The sequence below is a fragment of the Proteus vulgaris genome (assembly GCF_016647575.1).
GTDB classification, from domain to species: domain Bacteria; phylum Pseudomonadota; class Gammaproteobacteria; order Enterobacterales; family Enterobacteriaceae; genus Proteus; species Proteus mirabilis_B.
This window is the reverse complement of the sequence record NZ_CP032663.1, coordinates 2,523,255-2,542,290: the sequence shown is the minus strand read 5'-3', so window position 1 is coordinate 2,542,290 and position 19,036 is coordinate 2,523,255. Positions and strand designations below refer to the sequence as shown.

Here is a 19,036-nt window from a genome sequence, read left to right as displayed (position 1 = left end):
TTTTTAAACTCGGAATTACTCATAAAAAGGGTAATAAAATGAGTCAAATTAGTGGTTAGAATAGGGGAATATTTAGAGATATATTTTAGTGGTTTAAGTAAAGATATATCGATATTTAAATCTTTATACTCTCCTAAGCCCGTCAACATCAACTTTTGTTAAGTAATGGTGTTGTTACGAAGTCAGCACTTTTGGTTCTGTAATGTCTTGAGACTTGTGCTAGCTAGGTTGAAAAAAAGAGGCTAACCGCATGATAAGAGGAAAAGTGAAACAATACTCATCATTTGTAAGAGTAAAACAAATTGCTGTTAAGAGATGTTTTGGGGCAAAAAGTAACATTTGATATTTTTTAGTTCGAAGTAATGCCAATGGAATAATCAATAAGATGCTATTTTGATCATATTTGTTTTTCTGTCTTTACATTGAAAAAGTCGATGTGTACAAGTGTTAACTCTAGAGCGTCATATTTGTCATTACCGCCATTTATTGTGTAGAGGTAATACTGATAACAGGAAAAATAGAATTTATATTTTGCCTTATTATTTTATGAATTAATTACTTTGCATTGGAGATCTTGGAAGCTTTTTTTATCAAATTGAAATTTATATTTCAAAAAAATGTCTTTTTTATAATAAAAGAGGTGTGGTTATATAAAACATAATTTATAAATCTTCTTTTTTTCTTTATGCTTTTTTACGGGATGTTATATTTTTAATTAATTGTAGATTGTTTGATAAATATATATCTATATACAGTGAAAAATAAGATGATTTTTATTTCATTTTTTATTTTAATAAAGTTGGGCTTTATTTTATAAAAAAATGATTGTTTTTTTAAATTTAACTTAAGTTAAATATTGTATTATTTTTATATTCCGTTTTAAATTGATAATTAAATTACAGGTGTTATTTATTTAATTAAATAAAAAGCATTCTTTTATTTTTATATTAAACTTGTGACAGTTTTAAATTTTAACTGCTCATAATATATACCGCAATTCATAAATAAAACTTATTTGTATGTGGGTATTATTTCTCTGTGACTAATTTACAGTCAATAAAACTCTTATTAAGAGTTCTGTAATTTAAGTGTTAAATAGTACTTAATAATCATTAGTTAAATTGTATTGTTACGATTGAAACTTTAATAATGTGGAAATAAATATTCAATGATTTAAGGGTGAAGATGCATAACTAAGAATTTAATTTTATATGACTTATCGTTCTGTCCAATAAATTCATCATTGTATAATATTGATTTTAAAGGATAATTTTAATAATGAAATAATAAAAAAATTTAGGATAACTATAAATAATTAGAATAGGTTATTTTTCAAACAAATTGTAAATAAAAAGTGATCATTTCTGAAGGTTTACGTAAATGATGAAAAAAATAATATCTATAGAAATATTTATTAAAACTGGGAAGCTTGTTTAGATAAAGATGAGGAGGAGATATATCAATATATGTTACTGTGATCAAAAAAATCTCCAATTGTGGATTTGTCAAATTTTTATGCTGTATTTTTAGGTTTATAAGTTTAATAGATCGTATAAAATAAAAAATTATCATTAATATTTTAATTTGGGTAGATTAGCTTATTAATTTACACCAAGTTTTATTACTTTTATCACTTGAATAGTTAATGAACTAATTCCATAATAATGATTATCTTTTTGTGATGTGACTCACATAGTATTTAAATTAGACTACTTTATCCGTTGAATAACTTAATCGTTAAGGAGTAAAGTTTACTTTTAATTTAAATGTTTTTTTCGCTACTTTTGAAAATGACCGTAACTAAGTAATACAAGGTAGTGTTACTACGTGTCATGTTCATAAAATGGGGCCTGGAAATTTAATATTACATTTATATTAATTTCCTCGGGATCTTTCATTAGGAAGATCCTCTTTGTTCAATATAATCGGACGGGATGTAAAGAGATGAGTACGGTTGAATTGCTTAAGCATATTTATGACATAAATTTATCGTATTTGCTTTTGGCGCAAAGGTTAATTAACCAAGAAAAGGCTTCCGCAATGTTTCGGCTTGGGATTAGTGACGCCATGGCGGATGCACTAGCAGAGCTTACATTGCCTCAATTGGTTAAGTTGGCTGAAACAAACCAACTAATCTGTAATTTCCGGTTTGAAGACAGCGAAACAATAGAACAACTCACTAAAGAATCTAGAGTGGATGATTTACAACAAATTCATACTGGCATTCTTCTTTCTTCTAACTTGTTTCGTCAGTTATCGGAACAAGATACTACTGCGACAAAGAAACGGGCATAACAATGAGTGAGAAAAGTATCGTCCGAGAAGCGAAAGATATTCGCTTAGCAATGGAATTAATCACCTTGGGTGCCCGCTTACAAATGCTTGAAAGTGAAACTCAATTAAGTCGGGGGCGTTTAATTAAATTATACAAAGAATTAAGAGGGAGCCCCCCTCCAAAAGGAATGCTGCCATTTTCAACGGATTGGTTTATGACATGGGAACAAAATATCCATTCCTCAATGTTTTATAACGCTTATCGCTTTTTATTAAAAAATGGTGGCTGTGTTGGCGTTGAGGCTGTTGTTAAAGCTTATCGTTTATACTTAGAGCAATGTCCGCCTGTTAAAGATCAAGAACCTATTTTAGCACTAACAAGAGCATGGACATTAGTACGCTTTGTTGAAAGTGGCATGTTGCAACTTTCCGTTTGTACCAAATGTAATGGTTCATTTATTACACACGCACACCAGCCAGCTAGCAATTATGTTTGTAGTCTTTGCCAGCCACCTTCTCGCGCAATAAAAAAACGTAAACTTTCCGCCAATCCTGCCGATATTAACTTACAACTGTTGGATGGTCTTGAACAGTTTGCAATGTGATTCGAGATTGAAAGTTAAATATCAGGTTATAGAGCTTAGTTATCTATAACCTGAGCCGTTTCCTCTCCCCCTCCTATCTCTTGCTGCTATGTTCGCCATTCTCTCTATAACGAAATTAGCTAAAGGGATATCGCGTGTTAGTACTCTTAGGATATATCGTGGTTATGAGCGCCGTCATCGGGGGATATCTTCTCGTCGGTGGTAGTTTAGGCGCCTTGTACCAGCCAGCCGAATTTATAATCATCTTTGGTGCCGGTATCGGTGCTTTTATTGTAGGTAATAATGGTAGAGCAATTGTATCGACAATGAAGATCCTACCGAAATTACTTCGTAGCACAAATTACAATAAAGCGATGTACATGGATTTAATGGCACTCATGTTTCGTTTATTGTCAAAAGCTCGTCAAAACGGGATGTTGGCATTAGAGAGAGATATCGAAAACCCACAACAAAGTGACATTTTTTCCCAATATCCTCGCATTATGAAAGATGTTTATATGCTCAGTTTTATCACTGACTATATGCGTCTGATGGTGACGGGGAATATGAATCCTTATGAAATTGAATCTCTGATGGATGAAGAGATTGCAACTTTTGAGGAAGAAAGCGAAGTGCCTGCAACAGGTTTATCAGCGATGGGTGATTCATTACCTGCGTTCGGTATCGTTGCTGCGGTTATGGGTGTTGTTAATGCGTTAGGTGCCGCGGATAGACCTGCTGGCGAAATGGGCGTATTAATTGGACACGCAATGGTTGGTACTTTCTTAGGTATTTTATTAGCTTATGGTTTTATTTCACCATTAGCTTCTAGACTCAGACAGCGCTCTAGTCAGCAAATGAAAATGATGGAGTGCATCAAAACAACATTGTTATCTAGCATGAATGGATATGCGCCACAGATAGCTGTTGAATTTGGACGTAAAACCCTCTTTCTGGCAGACAGACCTTCTTTTATTGAGTTGGAAGAACATGTACGTCAGGTACGGACACCAATGCAGGCAAATCCTGATGCAATGAAAGAAGAGTAATTATGAAGAGTAATTCACAAATCATTCGAGTTAAAAAGCGAGGGAGAAAGCAACATCACGCTCACGGTGGTGCATGGAAGATAGCTTATGCTGACTTTATGACCGCAATGATGGCTTTCTTTCTGGTGATGTGGTTACTTTCAATCTCTAGCCCACAAGAATTAACTCGTGTAGCAGAATATTTTCGTACGCCATTAAAAGTCGCTATTGAAAAAGGGCGATTTAGTGGGGATGCAACCAACCCTATTCCTGGAGGAGGGCGTGATCCTGTTTATAACGAAGGTGATATTTTGCCAAAAGGTCAGGAAGATAAACAGCTTAATGAAAAGCAACAATTCCGCCGATTAAAAGAGAATTTAGAACAAGTCATTTTAAATGATCCTAGATTAAAAGATCTGAAGCCTCATTTATTAATCGACATGATGGATGAAGGTTTACGTATCCAAATTATCGATAAAGCAAATCGACCTATGTTTAGAGTCGGTAGTGCTACCGTTGAACCTTATATGAAGGATATTTTGACGGCAATTGCGCCTATTTTAAATGACACGCCATACAAAATCAGTTTATCGGGTCATACCGATGATATTCCTTATGCAAGTGGCGCTTTTAAATATAGTAACTGGGAACTATCAACGGATCGCGCGAATGCCTCTCGTCGAGAGTTAATTGGTGCTGGCTTAGGTGAATGGAAAGTGTTGCGTGTTGTAGGTATGGCATCAACAGTTCACTTGGTCAAAGAAGATGGTTTTGCACCTGCTAACCGACGGATCAGTATTCTGGTCTTAACGAAGCAAGCAGAACAAAAAATTGTACAAGAAAATGAGCGGGTTGCACCGACAGTAACAGAGGCTTCAGAAATTGAACCTCTACTTTCAGGGCAAGAAACCCCACAAGAAAAAGCAGAAAATACACAGACGGGTTCGTCTGTGTCTTCTGCATCTGAGCTTCCCGAATCAAAAAAGGAAAATGTTGAAACAGGAGTTTCTGGGGAAAGTTTGCCATCACAATCGACAAATATTACTACAAAGCAGGGAACAGCCCCCTAATTTGTTGGTAATCGCGTAAAGGTGAATGAGTAACGATGGATATTACTGAGTTTTATCAAACATTTTTTGATGAAGCAGATGAGTTGTTAGCTGATATGGAACAGCATTTGCTGTTACTTGATCCTGCAAATCCAGATCAAGAACAGATGAATGCGATTTTCCGTAGTGCGCACTCCATAAAAGGAGGGGCTGCAACATTTGGCTTCGTTAAACTTCAACAGACCACTCATGTGCTTGAAAACTTGCTCGATAGTGCAAGACGTCATGAGATGGCGCTCACCGACGACATTATTAACCTGTTTCTGGAAGCGAAAGATATTATGCAACAGCAATTGGATGCACATAAAAACTCACAAGAACCTGATGAGGAAACATTTAACTATATTTGTGAGAAGTTGCGTCAGCTGGCTCTCGATGTAAAAGAAGAACAATCCGCTCCTCAAGTTGAGGTTGTTGCTGGATCTGAAACTTCAGACTCACAGGCCGCAATGACTGAAACTCCTGTTTTGTCATCTGACTCTGAAAGTGTGCAAAGTGAAACTATAGAAACTATGGTCGAAGCAACATCGACAATGGTGGCTGATGGACATTATTACCACCATATTATTTTGTCTGATCTTAAAGAGACAGATATTGCTTTAATGCTTGATGAATTAAAACACCTTGGTGAAGTTAGCCAAGTTGAAAAACAGCATCATGGTCTTGAAGCAATATTAAAAACGACAGCAACAGAAGAAGATATCAGCGCTGTACTTTGTTTTGTGATTGAACCTGAACAAATTTCGTTTAAAAAAGTGGCTGTTGCAGAAAAAGCACCAGAAGAAAACACAGTTACAGAAGAAAGTACAACATCTGTTGATGATGTTCATGTTGAAAGCCAAGTAGAACAAGCGACACCTGCACAAAAACCAGTTGCTGAAAAAGTGACACCATCAGCAGAACCTTCTAAAGCACCAGTGGCATCGGCAGCACCTGCGAAAAGACCTGTTGCAGCTGCTACGCCAAAAACAGAATCAAGCAGTATTCGTGTTGCGGTTGAAAAAGTTGACCAATTAATCAACTTAGTGGGTGAATTGGTTATCACACAGTCAATGTTGGCACAGCACAGTGGTAGCCTTGAGCCTGCAATATATAGTGATTTACTAAGTTGTATTGCTCAGTTACAGCGTAATTCTCGTGATTTACAAGAATCTGTTATGTCAATTCGTATGATGCCGATGGAATATGTTTTCAGTCGCTTCCCTCGAGTTGTGCGTGATGTTGCAGGTAAAATGAATAAGAAAGTTGAGTTAAACATGATTGGTAGCTCAACAGAACTTGATAAAAGTTTAATTGAAAAAATTATCGATCCTTTAACTCACTTAGTTCGTAACAGTCTTGATCATGGTATTGAAATGCCGGCCGATCGTGTTGCAGCGGGTAAACCGGAAGCGGGGCAATTAACCCTGTCTGCGGAACATCAAGGCGGTAATATTTGTATTGAAGTGACTGATGATGGTGCTGGATTAAACCGCGAACGTATTTTGAAAAAAGCGATTTCCTCTGGGCTTGCAGTTTCTGAAAATATGAGCAACGAAGAAGTTGCTATGCTGATCTTTGCACCGGGTTTCTCTACCGCGGAAGTCGTCACGGATGTTTCTGGTCGTGGTGTGGGTATGGATGTTGTAAAACGAAATATCCAAGAGATGGGCGGTCAAATTCAAATCAGTTTTGAAGTGGGTAAAGGAACGCGCATTCGTATTTTACTTCCACTGACATTAGCAATTTTGGATGGTATGTCTGTTAAAGTTCATGACGAAGTCTTTATTTTACCATTAGGAACGGTAGTCAGTTCTTTACAACCGGAAGAAGAAGATATTTATCCATTGGCTGGCGATGAGAAATTATTGCAGGTCAGAGGGGAATATTTACCACTGATTGAACTGCATCGTACATTTAATATTGAAGGTGCTCAAACCGATATTACCCAAGCAATTGCGGTAATTGTTCAAAGTGCCGGACGTCGTTATGCTTTATTGGTAGATCAATTAGTTGGTCAGCATCAAGTTGTTGTTAAAAATATAGAAAGCAATTACCGAAAAGTGCCTGGAATATCTGCTGCAACAATTATGGGCGATGGTAGTGTGGCTTTAATTCTTGATGTACCAGAATTGCAACGTTTAAGTCATACACAAATGACAAATAAGAAAAAGAATACAACTGCAAGCGCAGTCATTTAATAGTGAGGATAAAATAAGATTATGGCTTCGGAACATTTCGAGAAATTATCCGGTGAAACTGTTGGACAAGGATTTCTAATTTTTACGCTGGGCGATGAAGAATATGGAATTGATATTTTAAAGGTTCAAGAAATTCGTGGATATGATCAAGTTACACGTATTGCTAATTCACCTAGCTTTATTAAAGGTGTAACTAATTTACGGGGCGTTATTGTTCCGATAGTTGATCTGCGTATTAAATTTTCACAAGAAAGTGTAACTTATAATGACAATACTGTTGTTATTGTGGTTAACTTATTAAATCGAATTGTGGGAATTGTTGTTGATGGCGTTTCTGATGTTCTTACGCTAAAGCCAGAGCAAATCTGCCCTGCGCCAGAGTTTGCAGTCACAATGTCTACTGAGTATTTAACAGGTTTAGGTACTTTAGATGAAAGAATGCTTATTCTTGTTGATATTGAAAAATTACTCAACAGTGAAGAAATGGAATTAGTCGATAGCGCAACAATTCAAGCTAAATAAGTTTTTATTTTTTAAAAAATAATCTAAATACTGTTCCGGTAATTTTGCCGGAATAGCTATTTCTATCTTTTTTATTTTATTAGCGAGTGCTAAAGCATCAAATTAACTTTAAGTAAAATTAAAAGATAAAAAAGAACTAATAATTTTAGTTAAGTTCTATTTTATTATTTATTAACTTATAAGTAGCTATCACCTAGCTGTAATATTTTTCTACTGACGGAAATAACTTTAAAGTTTTTTATACTTATAATTTTAATTAAAAACAGTATTACCACCGCTTTCTAATGGGGCAAAAACGTGACTAAGACGAAATGAAACCTATAAAGTTTCTCTTAAGTCTGCCGATAACTTGCTCATTACCGTTTATTATAAAAAGGGAAACTATGTTTAGCCGAATGAAAATAGTGACTGGATTATTATCCATTCTTCTGTTGTTTGGTGTTTTGCAATTTGTCTCAGGGGGTGTTTTTTACTCAAATATCGTTGAGACAAGAAACGACCTTAATAAAACACTGACAATACAAGATCAACGTGAGCGCCTAGATGAAAGCTGGGCTAACTTACTGCAAGCTCGTAATAACATTAACCGCGCCGCGATTAGTTTCTTATTACAAGATAAAAATCTTAATGTAGATGATTCTCTATCTGTTGACTATCTGACGGGTCTTGCTCGCAAAAATATGTCTCGTGCAGATGAGAAATTTAAAGAATTTGAAAAGAATATCACCGCTTATCAAGTTCACTCAGAAGATGATGTTCGTAGCCTAAAAGGGCGTTTTATCGAATATTACTCTGCATTAAACCAACTGGAAATTTTACTTCAAGATAAGAACTTAAAAGACTTTTTTGAGCAACCAACTACGGGTTATCAAGACGCTTTTTATAAAGAATATCTTGCATACGTCATGCGTAATGAGAAATTTAACGAAGAGTTAAATGTGGCATTAGAAGCTTCTCACCAGCGTACTGTCATTACTATGGTTGTATTAGCCATTATCGTGATCTCGGCATTAATTCTATGCTGGTTTGCATTACGTAATGCCTTAATTAGACCATTAAATTCACTTCTATTAAGTATCAAAACCTTCTCTGAAGGTGATTTACGTCCAAATATCGAAGTGAATGGCCGCAATGAAATGAGCTTGTTAGCAAATGGTTTAAAACATATGCAACAAGAGCTTATTCAAACCGTTCGTGGTGTCTATCAAAGTACGGAAAACATTTATAACAGCACAAGCGAAATTGCTGCTGGAAATAATGATTTATCTGCTCGTACAGAAGAGCAAGTGGCTTCATTAGAAGAAACTGCTGCAAGTATGGAACAGTTAACGGCGACCGTAAAACAGAACGCAGACAATGCTCGCCAAGCAAGTAACCTTGCTAATGACGCCTCAGATATTGCCCGCCAAGGCGGAAAAGTTGTTGCTAATGTGGTGCAAACAATGCACGACATAGCCGGAAGTTCTCAGAAAATCACCGATATCACAGCTGTTATCGATGGCATTGCATTCCAGACCAATATTTTGGCACTGAATGCGGCTGTTGAAGCAGCAAGAGCCGGTGAGCATGGTCGCGGATTTGCGGTAGTTGCCGGAGAAGTTCGTAACCTTGCACAGAGAAGTGCAGAAGCTGCTAAAGAAATAAAAACACTGATTGAAGATTCTGTAAGTCGTACTGAAACGGGTTCTGTACTCGTTGAAAGTGCGGGTGAGACGATGACGCGTATCGTGGATTCAGTAACACGTGTTACTGACATCATGGGCGAAATCGCTTCTGCATCAGATGAGCAAAGCCGAGGTATTTCACAAGTTGGCCTTGCGGTTTCTGAAATGGATCGCGTCACTCAGCAAAACGCCTCTTTAGTAGAACAATCTGCAGCCGCTGCTGCTGGTCTTGAAGATCAAGCAGTTGCATTAACCCGCTTAGTTTCAATCTTCAAATTACCGGGTCAGGAAGAAAAAACGCTAGAAAGAAAGGAATCGGATGCAACCCCTGTAGTTAAAGCCGCTGCTCCACTTATAAAACCAGGAACCTCAGAAAAGAAAAAGAGCAGCAGTGTTGAAGATCCCGCTAACTGGGAAACTTTCTAACAACAACAAGTGGCTGACAAGCGGTGGCTTTTAACCACCGCTTTAAACGAGGTGAAGGCATGTTTAGGTTTCGCAAATTAAAGATATCCACCAGTCTCTATTTATTGCTGATGATGTTTTGCGTTATGCAGGTGATTTCTAGTGGTATTTCGCTAGGGATCGTTCATTTGAATAACGAACAGATCACCAGAGTAGATATAGATACATCTAAGCGAGATGAATTAGGATTAAGTTGGGCATCTTTAATACAAACACGTAATGCGATTAATCGTGTAGCTATTGCAGTGAAAACTGAACAGTCAACGGATTATATTCAATCTATTGAATCAATTGCACTTTCACGTTTGGAAACGGCGAATACTCATTTTCAAAATTTCCTTGCTGATATTAATAAAGAGGCAATCCCAACAGAAGAAAAAGAAATCGTTGAAGCAGTAAAAAACGATTACCACGTTTTATATGGTGCATTAACTGAATTACATAGCATGTTAAAAAACGATAACTTCCAAGGTTTTTTAGATCAACCAACAGAACGTTATCAAACAGCGATGGAAAATTCATTTAACACTTATATGAATTATGTTCAGACTGAAATTACTGAATCTATAGAGCAAGGACATCGCTCTTATACTATTGCTATCTTGATGTTTATCGGTGCAATAGCGATGGTTATTGTTGTATCAATCGCCGCTCATCGTTGGCTAAGTTTTAATATCATTAAACCTTTCGCAAGTTTAAGCCGTTATTTTAATGATGTTGCCACCGGTAAATTAAATCGTGAAATTCTTGTCTTCACCGATGATGAAATAGGGGATGTGTTTAGACGACTACGAGATATGCGTGGTGAGCTCGCGCGTTCTATTCGTATCGTTCGTGATAACAGCCATGCTATGTATTCTGGTATTCAAGAAATTTCCAAAGGAAATACGGATTTATCCTCAAGAACTGAACAACAAGCTGCTTCGTTAGAAGAAACTGCGGCAAGCATGGAAGAGTTAACAGCAACGGTAAAACAAAATGCTGATAACGCCCTGCAAGCGAGCAAACTCGCAGAGTCTGCTTCTGAAACAGCGATACGTGGTGGAAAAATCACGCATAGTGTTGTTGAAACCATGGATGCGATTACACAAAGTTCTCAAAAGATAGGGGCTATTATCAGTGTGATTGATGGTATTGCGTTCCAAACCAATATATTAGCACTTAACGCCGCGGTTGAAGCTGCGCGCGCAGGTGAACAAGGGCGTGGATTCTCTGTTGTTGCTGGAGAAGTTCGTAACCTTGCTCAACGCAGTGCTGATGCTGCAAAAGAGATCAAATTATTGATTGATGAATCTGTTTTACGAGTCTCTCAAGGTTCTCAACTCGTTAATAATGCAGGGCAGACAATGGAGGAACTCGTCACATCAGTAAATAAAGTCACTGAATTAATGGCAGAAATCGCCTCAGCTTCTGATGAACAAAGTCGAGGTATTCACCAAGTCGCTGATGCAGTCAGTCAGATGGATCAGGTGACACAGCAAAACGCTGCTTTGGTGGAGCAATCAGCATCTGCTGCCGCAGCATTGGAAGATCAGGCTAATAACCTTGTTGATGCTGTATCGGCATTCGAGTTGCCTGACACGGATGAGAGTAATAATTCTTCATCCCTAGAAGGTAATGGGTTGAAAAAAGCAGATAAAAAATCATTTTTTAAAAAGACCCATTAAAAAACAATGAAACGTAATGTTACTGAAGTCTTATCAGATATCGCTGCTCAACCGTTGGATATTTTTACCCAACGGTTCATGTTGTCCGATGATCAGTTCCAATCTATATGCCAATTGATTTATCAAAAGGCAGGTATTGTGCTGACTAACAACAAAAGGGAGATGGTTTATAACCGTCTCACTAGGAGGTTACGTGAATTACGGATGAATAACTTTGGTGACTATCTTGCGTTTCTTAAAAGTGATGTACGCAACCCTGAATGGCAAGAGTTTGTAAATGCATTAACAACCAATCTCACCGCATTTTTCAGGGAAGCGCATCATTTTCCTATTCTGGCTAAACATGCCAGAAAAAGAGCAGGAGGTGTCTACCGAGTATGGTGTGCAGCCGCATCTACTGGAGAAGAACCTTATTCAATTGCGATGACTTTACGCGATGTTTTTGGGAATAACCCTTATAAAACCAAAATTATTGCCAGCGATATCGATACTAATGTGTTGGATAAAGCACGAAAAGGTGTTTACCGACAGGAAGAGCTTAAAACTTTAAATGATGAATATTTGAAAAAATATTTTCTCAAAGGTGTCGGCGATTTTGAAGGATACGTGAAAATTAGACAACAAATCAGCGAGATGGTCTCTTTTCAGTATTTGAACTTACTCGACAAGCAATGGGATTTAGAAGGCAGTTTTGATGCGATTTTTTGTCGTAATGTCATGATTTATTTTGACAAAGCGACACAACAAACCTTACTTAACCGCTTTACCTCATTACTTAAGCCAGACGGAATGCTGTTTGTTGGACATTCTGAGAATGTAAGCCAGCTTAGCAAGGATTTCTACTTGCATGGGCATACCGTTTACGGGCTGACACCAGCAAGGAGAGGTTATGAATAAAATAACGGTACTCTGTGTTGATGATTCGGCGTTAATGCGTCAAATCATGCGAGAAATCATCAACAGTCATAGCGATATGGAAGTTGTTGATTGTGCACCAGATCCTATAGTGGCTCGTGACTTAATAAAAAAGTACAACCCACAGGTATTAACGTTAGACGTTGAAATGCCACGTATGGATGGTATTGATTTCTTGGAAAAACTGATGCGATTAAGACCAATGCCTGTCGTTATGGTCTCATCATTAACAGCAAAAGGTTCAGAAGTGACGTTAAAAGCGTTAGAACTGGGTGCGGTTGATTTTGTGACTAAACCACAGCTTGGTTTGCGTGAAGGTATGATGGCTTATAGTGAACTGATTGCTGAGAAAATTCGTGCCGCAGCATTGGCGCGGATTAATCGCCGAGAAGTACAAGCAGCGCCTTCTAAATCATTGTCATTTACACCGATGATTTCGAGTGAAAAGTTGATTGCTGTAGGGGCATCAACTGGTGGCACAGAGGCTATTCGTAATTTTCTAGAACCATTACCTATTACCAGCCCTGCGATATTAATTACGCAACATATGCCCGCAGGGTTTACACACTCATTTGCAGAACGATTAAATCGTTTATGCCAAATTAGTGTAAAAGAAGCAGAAGACGGCGAACGTGTATTGCCTGGGCATGCTTATATTGCGCCAGGTGATTATCACATGGAGCTTCGTCGTAATGGTGCTAACTACCAGATCCACATTAATAAAGAGCCAGCAGTAAATCGTCATCGTCCTTCTGTCGATGTGCTATTTAGGTCTGTCGCAAAATATGCGGGGCGTAATGCTATCGGTGTGATTTTAACCGGAATGGGAAGTGACGGTGCTGCGGGTTTATTAGAAATGCGTCGTGCTGGTAGTTATACCTTTGCACAAGATGAAGCGAGTTGTGTCGTCTTTGGTATGCCACGCGCTGCGGTTGAATTAGGCGCAGTAGACGAAGTGAAAAGCATAAGCGCAATGAGTAAAGCGGTGCTGATGAAAATCAGCAGCACACAATCATTGCGTATCTGATTAAGTTCAGTTTAAAAAGCAACACAGTAATTTGCCGATATATTTTGAAGGAGTTTTCAATGGCAAGTAAGGATCTGAAATTTTTAGTGGTTGATGATTTTTCAACAATGCGCCGCATAGTTCGTAATTTGCTAAAGGAATTAGGATTTACGAATGTAGAAGAAGCAGAAGATGGTGCTGACGCGTTAGCTAAATTACGCAATTCGGCAATTGATTTTGTGATCACAGACTGGAACATGCCAAACATGGATGGTCTAGAGCTTCTTAAAAATATTCGTAGTGATGCGGGACTTGCAGCAACACCAGTACTTATGGTTACCGCTGAAGCTAAAAAAGAAAATATCATTGCAGCAGCGCAAGCGGGTGCAAGTGGATATGTTGTTAAACCTTTTACAGCAGCAATTCTTGAAGAAAAACTAAATAAAATTTTTGAAAAACTGGGCATCTAAGGAGTCGCAATGAGTGGGAATCCAATTATGCCGAAAGATAATATTGAAATGACATCTGATATTATCAGCCGGATCGGACAATTGACGCGGATGTTACGCGACAGTTTGCGAGAATTAGGATTGGATAAAGCAATAGCCGAAGCAGCAGAAGCCATCCCTGACGCTAGGGAACGATTGGACTATGTTGCTCAAATGACCGCTCAGGCAGCTGAGCGTACATTGAACTGTGTCGAAGCTGCGCAGCCTAAACAGGATGCGTTAAGTGCCGATGCGACTAAGCTTACTGAGCGTTGGGACCAATGGTTTGAACAGCCAGAAGAGCTGAAAGATGTACGCTCTCTTGTAACCGATACCCGCAATTATTTGCGGGATATCCCTGAGAGTACGGCTTTTACTAACAGTCAGTTATTGGAAATTATGATGGCACAGGATTTCCAAGATCTGACCGGTCAGGTAATTAAACGCATGATGAGTGTTGTTCAAGAAATTGAAAAACAACTCGTGATGGTATTAATGGAAAACCTGCCACCAGAGCAACTTGAAAAGTCTAATGTGAAGAAAGAGACCGACTCTTTATTAAATGGTCCACAGGTTAATAAAAACAACGCTGGCGTGATCAAAAATCAAGATCAAGTTGATGATTTACTGGAAAGTTTAGGTTTCTAACCTTCTAATGAGTTTTAGGGCGATAAGGACGTTGAGATATGCAGGACGCATTCGCTCTATGCTCAGCTCTTTTAGGATGGTGTATTTTATGGATAAAAAATCACGTAACAATGCTTTAATAGCACACGCTATTGAAGAAAATGTAAGCCGCTTTTTTTAAGCGGCTTTTGAAGTTGTCGAAATAAACATCAAAAATAAAATTACTCAATTTTGCTGTGAATTTTGCTGATTTCCTTATAATCAGCGTCAATATTGCTTATATCTTCATTTTTATCATTGGGTTGTTTTTTAAGTACATACTGTCATAGCCCAAAAAGCCCCGTAAATTTGCGATTGTTCAGCCCATCAATTTCCTCTGAATTTGTCATGCTTAGAGTCATTTCATTCATGCTTTTAATCTCAATATCTAAATCGGACAGACTGTGGCTGAAGATAGCGATCTCGAAAAAACAGAGGACCCCACACCCCATAAACGGGAAAAAGCCAAAAAGGATGGACAAATTGTCCGTTCTAAAGAGCTATCGTCCGTATTAATGATCTTGGGTGGTGTGAGTTTGCTGTGGATGAGTGGTGGGTTTATCACTCGTGGGCTACATGCCATGTTAACAGAAGGGTTTACGTTTAATCATCACCTTATTGGTAATGAGAATTTGCTGATCCCTCGATTTGGTAGCTTGATTAAACAAGCTGTGTTTGCGCTATCACCTGTGTTTTTGGGTTTAGTGCTTGTGGCAATTGGTGGCTCGGCCTTATTAGGCGGGATTAACTTTAGTAGTAAATCCATTAAGTTTGATCCGAAAAAATGGAACCCTATTTCCGGGTTAAAGCGCATTTTTTCAATGAATGCGTTAGCTGAGTTATTTAAAGCGATACTGAAATCAACCTTTGTGGGGATCGCTGCAACCGTTTTTTTATGGCACAACTGGAACGATATTCTTCATCTGATCACGCTTCCACCACTGAGTGCGCTAGCGAATGCGATGCAACTGCTGATATTCGCCGTCTATATCACGGTGTTTATGCTGATCCCGATGGTGGCATTCGACATTATTTTCCAAATTCGTAGCCATTTGAAAAAGCTACGCATGACGCGCCAAGAAATTAAAGATGAATTTAAACAGCAAGAGGGTGATCCGCAACTTAAAGCGCGTATCCGTCAGCAACAACACGCAATGTCTCGCCGTCGAATGATGGCGGATGTGCCGAAAGCTGACGTTATTGTTACGAACCCAACACACTATGCTGTTGCACTGCAATATAACGACAAAATGACAGCGCCTAAAGTTTTAGCAAAAGGCGCAGGGGCCATTGCGTTAAAAATTAAAGAGATTGGTGCAGAAAATCGAATTCCGCTTCTAGAAGCGCCACCGCTTGCTAGGGCGTTATATCGTCACAGTGAAATAGGCCATGCAATACCTTCAACCCTCTATGCTGCGGTTGCAGAAGTACTTGCATGGGTTTATCAACTGAAACGATGGAAAACCGAAGGTGGTTTAAAACCTAAACAACCTATGAACTTGCCAGTGCCTCCCGCACTGGACTTTGCTGGAGAAGATAATCGTCATGGCTAATTTGGCCTCATTACTCCGCTTGCCGGGAAATTGGAAAAGTTCTCAGTGGCAGATACTGGCAGGGCCAGTGCTTATCTTGTTGATACTGTCAATGATGGTATTGCCATTGCCACCTTTTCTATTGGATTTATTATTTACCTTCAATATCGCACTCTCCATCATGGTGCTGTTGGTTGCAATGTTCACTCGACGTACTTTGGACTTTGCTGCTTTCCCGACTATTTTGCTGTTTACCACGTTGTTACGTTTATCATTAAACGTGGCTTCAACACGTATCATCTTAATGGAAGGGCATACAGGACCAGAAGCTGCAGGGCGCGTTGTTGAGGCCTTTGGCCATTTCCTTGTTGGCGGTAACTTTGCTATCGGTATTGTGGTCTTTATCATCCTTATTTTGATTAACTTTATGGTTATCACCAAGGGTGCGGGACGTATTGCTGAAGTAGGTGCGCGTTTTGTGTTAGATGGAATGCCGGGTAAACAGATGGCAATCGATGCTGACCTGAATGCTGGTATTATCAACGAAGACGAAGCAAAGAAACGCCGTAAAGAAGTTTCATTAGAATCCGACTTTTACGGCTCAATGGATGGTGCGAGTAAGTTCGTTCGTGGTGACGCCATTGCCGGCTTAATGATCCTTGTGATTAACGTGGTGGGTGGTCTTATCGTCGGTGTCGCTCAACACGGAATGGCATTAAACGATGCAGCAACGACTTATACCCTTTTAACTATCGGTGATGGTCTGGTTGCTCAAATTCCTGCATTGATTATCTCAACAGCAGCGGGTGTTATCGTTACTCGTGTTGCAACAGACGAAGACGTTGGGCAACAGATGGTTACCCAACTGTTTGACAATCCTCGTGTTCTACTGTTAACCGCAGGCGTGCTAGGTCTGTTAGGTTTAGTGCCGGGAATGCCTAACTTTGTTTTCCTTTTCTTCACAGCTGCATTAGGTGGATTAGGTTGGTATATCTTACGCCGCAACGCCAATCCTGAAGTGCAACAACAAAAAGAGATGGAAGAAGTTGAAAAACAAAACCGTGTTGTTGAAGCTTCATGGGAAGATGTACAACTTGAAGATCCATTAGCCATGGAAGTAGGGTATCGCTTAATTCCAATGGTAGATAACCGCCAAAATGGTGAGTTGTTAGGCCGAATTAGTGGTATTCGTAAAAAGTTTGCTCAGGAAACGGGATACCTTCCTCCAGTTGTTCATATTCGAGACAATATGGAATTAAGGCCTTCCTCCTATCGCATTCTAATGAAAGGGGTTGAAATTGGTCACGGTGAAGCGCATCCGGGTCGTTGGCTAGCAATCAATCCGGGTAATGCCGTTGGCTCTTTAGATGGCGATATAACTCAAGAGCCTGCATTTGGTTTACCCGCAGTTTGGATTGATGACAGCTTAAGAGAGCAAGCACAGGTTCAAGGCTATACCGTTGTGGCTGCAAGTACCGTTATTGCAACGCACTTTAACCATGCATTAGCGAAATACGCATCAGAATTATTTGGTCGTCAAGAAGCTCAAATGTTGTTTGATAGGGTGAGTAAAGAGCTCCCTAAAATGACAGAAAATATGATCCCAGATATGCTTTCGCTTACTGTATTGCACAAAGTATTACAGAACTTGCTGTCTGAACAAGTGCCTATTCGTGATATGAGAACCATATTAGAAGCTTTAGCAGAGCACGCGCCAGAGCAGAAAGATCCCGCTGAATTAACCGCCGTTGTTCGTGTTGCACTTCGCCGTGCGATCACACAACACTGGTTTGGTGATCAAGATGAAATTCAAGTCATTGGTTTAGATGCAAGCTTAGAGCGTATTCTTGTTCAAGCTATGCAAAGTGGCGGTGGTTTAGAGCCGGGACTAGCTGAGAATATTGAACAACAAGCAGCAGATGCTGTGCGTCATCAAGAGATGTCCGGTGGAGCTCCAGTATTGTTAGTGAATCATGCGTTGCGTTCATTATTGTCACGTTTCTTACGTCGCAGCCTACCGCAATTAGCCGTATTGTCGAATATGGAAGTCAGTGAAGGTCGTCGCATTCGTATGACGTCGATGATTGGTGGGCAACCTCATTAATCATTCATACAGATAAACTGTTGTTAAAGCCAAGGCCACTTTATTAAGTGGCCTTTTTTATATGTTGATATAACTGAAAGGTGTAATGGGGTAGAAAGTAGGAGGGTAATAACGGTTTATTGATGACAAGGTGCATCAATAAATAGATAGCCTAGTGATATCTATTTTAGCGTTATAAAAAGTACAGTCATGGTGTGATGATGGTGTGATAATCAAGATCCAAGCAAGAGTTAAGGTTTTAGATAAGAGAAGTGTCACAAGAAGATGATAGATAACAGCGGAGTGTTATCTGTTGTTGCTGGTTTAAAGTGAGTCGTGTTTTATCGGCAAAGCAAAACGCCATCAATATTGATGGCGTATCGTGTGAATTCTGATAATTATCGAGAAAGCCTAAACCTGAATTTTACGCCCAGCCAGTGTTGAACGCTGTGCTTGCCCATCAGAACCATAAAGGGTTGGGCTGTGGTTCTTCTGCAAAAAACGGATAGCATCACTATTACGAGTGATATGTTGATCGAGTAGTAATCCGTTATGTTGATTCAGATATTTTAACTCCGCCGTGATGTCTATTATCTGTGTCCATAAATCAGATAAGAACGGCAACCCTGAATAAGGTTTTTCTACACCGGCTTGTAGGCTTAGCGTATGACGCTGTTGGTCTGTATGACCTAAAGCCGACAAGACAAAATTCTTCTGTTCAGTTACTTCGTGTAGGGCATTGATATCAATATTACCTGCGCATAATAACTGTTGTTCAGCACGTAAAATACCCGCAATGGTATTAAGCTGTGATAATTGAAGATCTAAAGTCTGGCGGAGTTCTTCCATCATA

General features: G+C 38.9%; 15 protein-coding genes. 14 read left to right on the top strand and 1 reads right to left on the bottom strand.

Translation table 11 applies throughout. The features are described from left to right. The first annotated feature begins 1,944 nt into the window (after window positions 1-1,944). The 14 genes from flhD (at window position 1,945) to flhA (ending at window position 18,204) form a co-directional block, all read left to right on the top strand. Window positions 1,945-2,295 carry a flagellar transcriptional regulator FlhD gene (gene flhD / locus D7029_RS11860; RefSeq protein ID WP_072063484.1) on the top strand — a complete coding sequence of 117 codons (351 nt, stop codon included), beginning with the start codon at window positions 1,945-1,947 and terminating at the stop codon, window positions 2,293-2,295. A 2-nt stretch (window positions 2,296-2,297) separates the two neighbouring features. Continuing rightward, window positions 2,298-2,879 (top strand): flagellar transcriptional regulator FlhC, encoded by a 582-nt coding sequence (gene flhC / locus D7029_RS11855; RefSeq protein WP_006533207.1) that lies wholly within the window; start codon window positions 2,298-2,300, stop codon window positions 2,877-2,879. Between the two features lie 134 nt (window positions 2,880-3,013). Next, entirely contained in the window at window positions 3,014-3,907 is an 894-nt protein-coding gene (motA, locus tag D7029_RS11850) for a flagellar motor stator protein MotA (protein WP_036935706.1), read from the top strand. Window positions 3,908-3,909: 2 nt separating this feature from the next. Continuing rightward, window positions 3,910-4,956, top strand: a complete 1,047-nt coding sequence (gene motB / locus D7029_RS11845; RefSeq protein WP_088495206.1) for a flagellar motor protein MotB — start codon at window positions 3,910-3,912, stop codon at window positions 4,954-4,956. Window positions 4,957-4,991: 35 nt separating this feature from the next. Continuing rightward, entirely contained in the window at window positions 4,992-7,175 is a 2,184-nt protein-coding gene (cheA, locus tag D7029_RS11840; RefSeq protein ID WP_194950777.1) for a chemotaxis protein CheA, read from the top strand. Between the two features lie 21 nt (window positions 7,176-7,196). Continuing rightward, complete coding sequence (cheW, locus tag D7029_RS11835) at window positions 7,197-7,697, top strand: chemotaxis protein CheW (RefSeq protein ID WP_023581802.1); 501 nt, start codon at window positions 7,197-7,199, stop codon at window positions 7,695-7,697. A 383-nt stretch (window positions 7,698-8,080) separates the two neighbouring features. Beyond that, the gene (locus tag D7029_RS11830; RefSeq protein ID WP_088495208.1) at window positions 8,081-9,787 is read left to right on the top strand and encodes a methyl-accepting chemotaxis protein; all 1,707 of its coding nucleotides are present in this window, start codon (window positions 8,081-8,083) and stop codon (window positions 9,785-9,787) included. A 59-nt stretch (window positions 9,788-9,846) separates the two neighbouring features. After that, the gene (locus D7029_RS11825; RefSeq protein WP_161711401.1) at window positions 9,847-11,493 is read left to right on the top strand and encodes a methyl-accepting chemotaxis protein; all 1,647 of its coding nucleotides are present in this window, start codon (window positions 9,847-9,849) and stop codon (window positions 11,491-11,493) included. 78 nt (window positions 11,494-11,571) lie between these two features. Beyond that, window positions 11,572-12,390, top strand: coding sequence for a protein-glutamate O-methyltransferase CheR (gene cheR, locus D7029_RS11820; RefSeq protein WP_228766784.1), 819 nt, complete (start codon window positions 11,572-11,574; stop codon window positions 12,388-12,390). Further along, window positions 12,383-13,435, top strand: coding sequence for a protein-glutamate methylesterase/protein-glutamine glutaminase (locus D7029_RS11815; protein WP_100160431.1), 1,053 nt, complete (start codon window positions 12,383-12,385; stop codon window positions 13,433-13,435). Before cheR ends, D7029_RS11815 begins: the two co-directional genes overlap by 8 nt. A 59-nt stretch (window positions 13,436-13,494) precedes the next feature. Next, window positions 13,495-13,884: a chemotaxis response regulator CheY gene (gene cheY / locus D7029_RS11810; RefSeq protein WP_023581807.1), complete on the top strand. Its 390-nt coding sequence runs from the start codon at window positions 13,495-13,497 to the stop codon at window positions 13,882-13,884. Window positions 13,885-13,893: 9 nt separating this feature from the next. Further along, on the top strand, window positions 13,894-14,550 hold the full coding sequence (gene cheZ, locus D7029_RS11805) for a protein phosphatase CheZ (protein ID WP_023581808.1): 657 nt from the start codon (window positions 13,894-13,896) through the stop codon (window positions 14,548-14,550). A 422-nt stretch (window positions 14,551-14,972) separates the two neighbouring features. Beyond that, window positions 14,973-16,121: a flagellar biosynthesis protein FlhB gene (flhB, locus tag D7029_RS11800; protein WP_036912700.1), complete on the top strand. Its 1,149-nt coding sequence runs from the start codon at window positions 14,973-14,975 to the stop codon at window positions 16,119-16,121. Then, entirely contained in the window at window positions 16,114-18,204 is a 2,091-nt protein-coding gene (flhA, locus tag D7029_RS11795) for a flagellar biosynthesis protein FlhA (RefSeq protein WP_088495213.1), read from the top strand. The genes flhB and flhA overlap by 8 nt, the downstream gene beginning before the upstream one ends. 390 nt (window positions 18,205-18,594) lie before the next feature. On the opposite strand, the gene D7029_RS11790 is transcribed toward flhA, so the two are convergent. Then, window positions 18,595-19,035: a flagella synthesis protein FlgN gene (locus D7029_RS11790; protein ID WP_088496016.1), complete on the bottom strand. Its 441-nt coding sequence runs from the start codon at window positions 19,033-19,035 to the stop codon at window positions 18,595-18,597. Window position 19,036: the final 1 nt, after the last annotated feature.

Coding starts and splice junctions, on each gene's coding strand:
- cheW (WP_023581802.1), top strand. CDS start 7,197: ATGGCTTCGGAACATTTCGAGAAATTATCCGGTGAAACTGTTGGACAA.
- cheA (WP_194950777.1), top strand. CDS start 4,992: ATGGATATTACTGAGTTTTATCAAACATTTTTTGATGAAGCAGATGAG.
- flhA (WP_088495213.1), top strand. CDS start 16,114: ATGGCTAATTTGGCCTCATTACTCCGCTTGCCGGGAAATTGGAAAAGT.
- cheR (WP_228766784.1), top strand. CDS start 11,572: ATGTTGTCCGATGATCAGTTCCAATCTATATGCCAATTGATTTATCAA.
- cheZ (WP_023581808.1), top strand. CDS start 13,894: ATGAGTGGGAATCCAATTATGCCGAAAGATAATATTGAAATGACATCT.
- D7029_RS11825 (WP_161711401.1), top strand. CDS start 9,847: ATGTTTAGGTTTCGCAAATTAAAGATATCCACCAGTCTCTATTTATTG.
- flhC (WP_006533207.1), top strand. CDS start 2,298: ATGAGTGAGAAAAGTATCGTCCGAGAAGCGAAAGATATTCGCTTAGCA.
- flhD (WP_072063484.1), top strand. CDS start 1,945: ATGAGTACGGTTGAATTGCTTAAGCATATTTATGACATAAATTTATCG.
- D7029_RS11790 (WP_088496016.1), bottom strand. CDS start 19,035: ATGATGGAAGAACTCCGCCAGACTTTAGATCTTCAATTATCACAGCTT.
- cheY (WP_023581807.1), top strand. CDS start 13,495: ATGGCAAGTAAGGATCTGAAATTTTTAGTGGTTGATGATTTTTCAACA.
- motB (WP_088495206.1), top strand. CDS start 3,910: ATGAAGAGTAATTCACAAATCATTCGAGTTAAAAAGCGAGGGAGAAAG.
- D7029_RS11830 (WP_088495208.1), top strand. CDS start 8,081: ATGTTTAGCCGAATGAAAATAGTGACTGGATTATTATCCATTCTTCTG.
- D7029_RS11815 (WP_100160431.1), top strand. CDS start 12,383: ATGAATAAAATAACGGTACTCTGTGTTGATGATTCGGCGTTAATGCGT.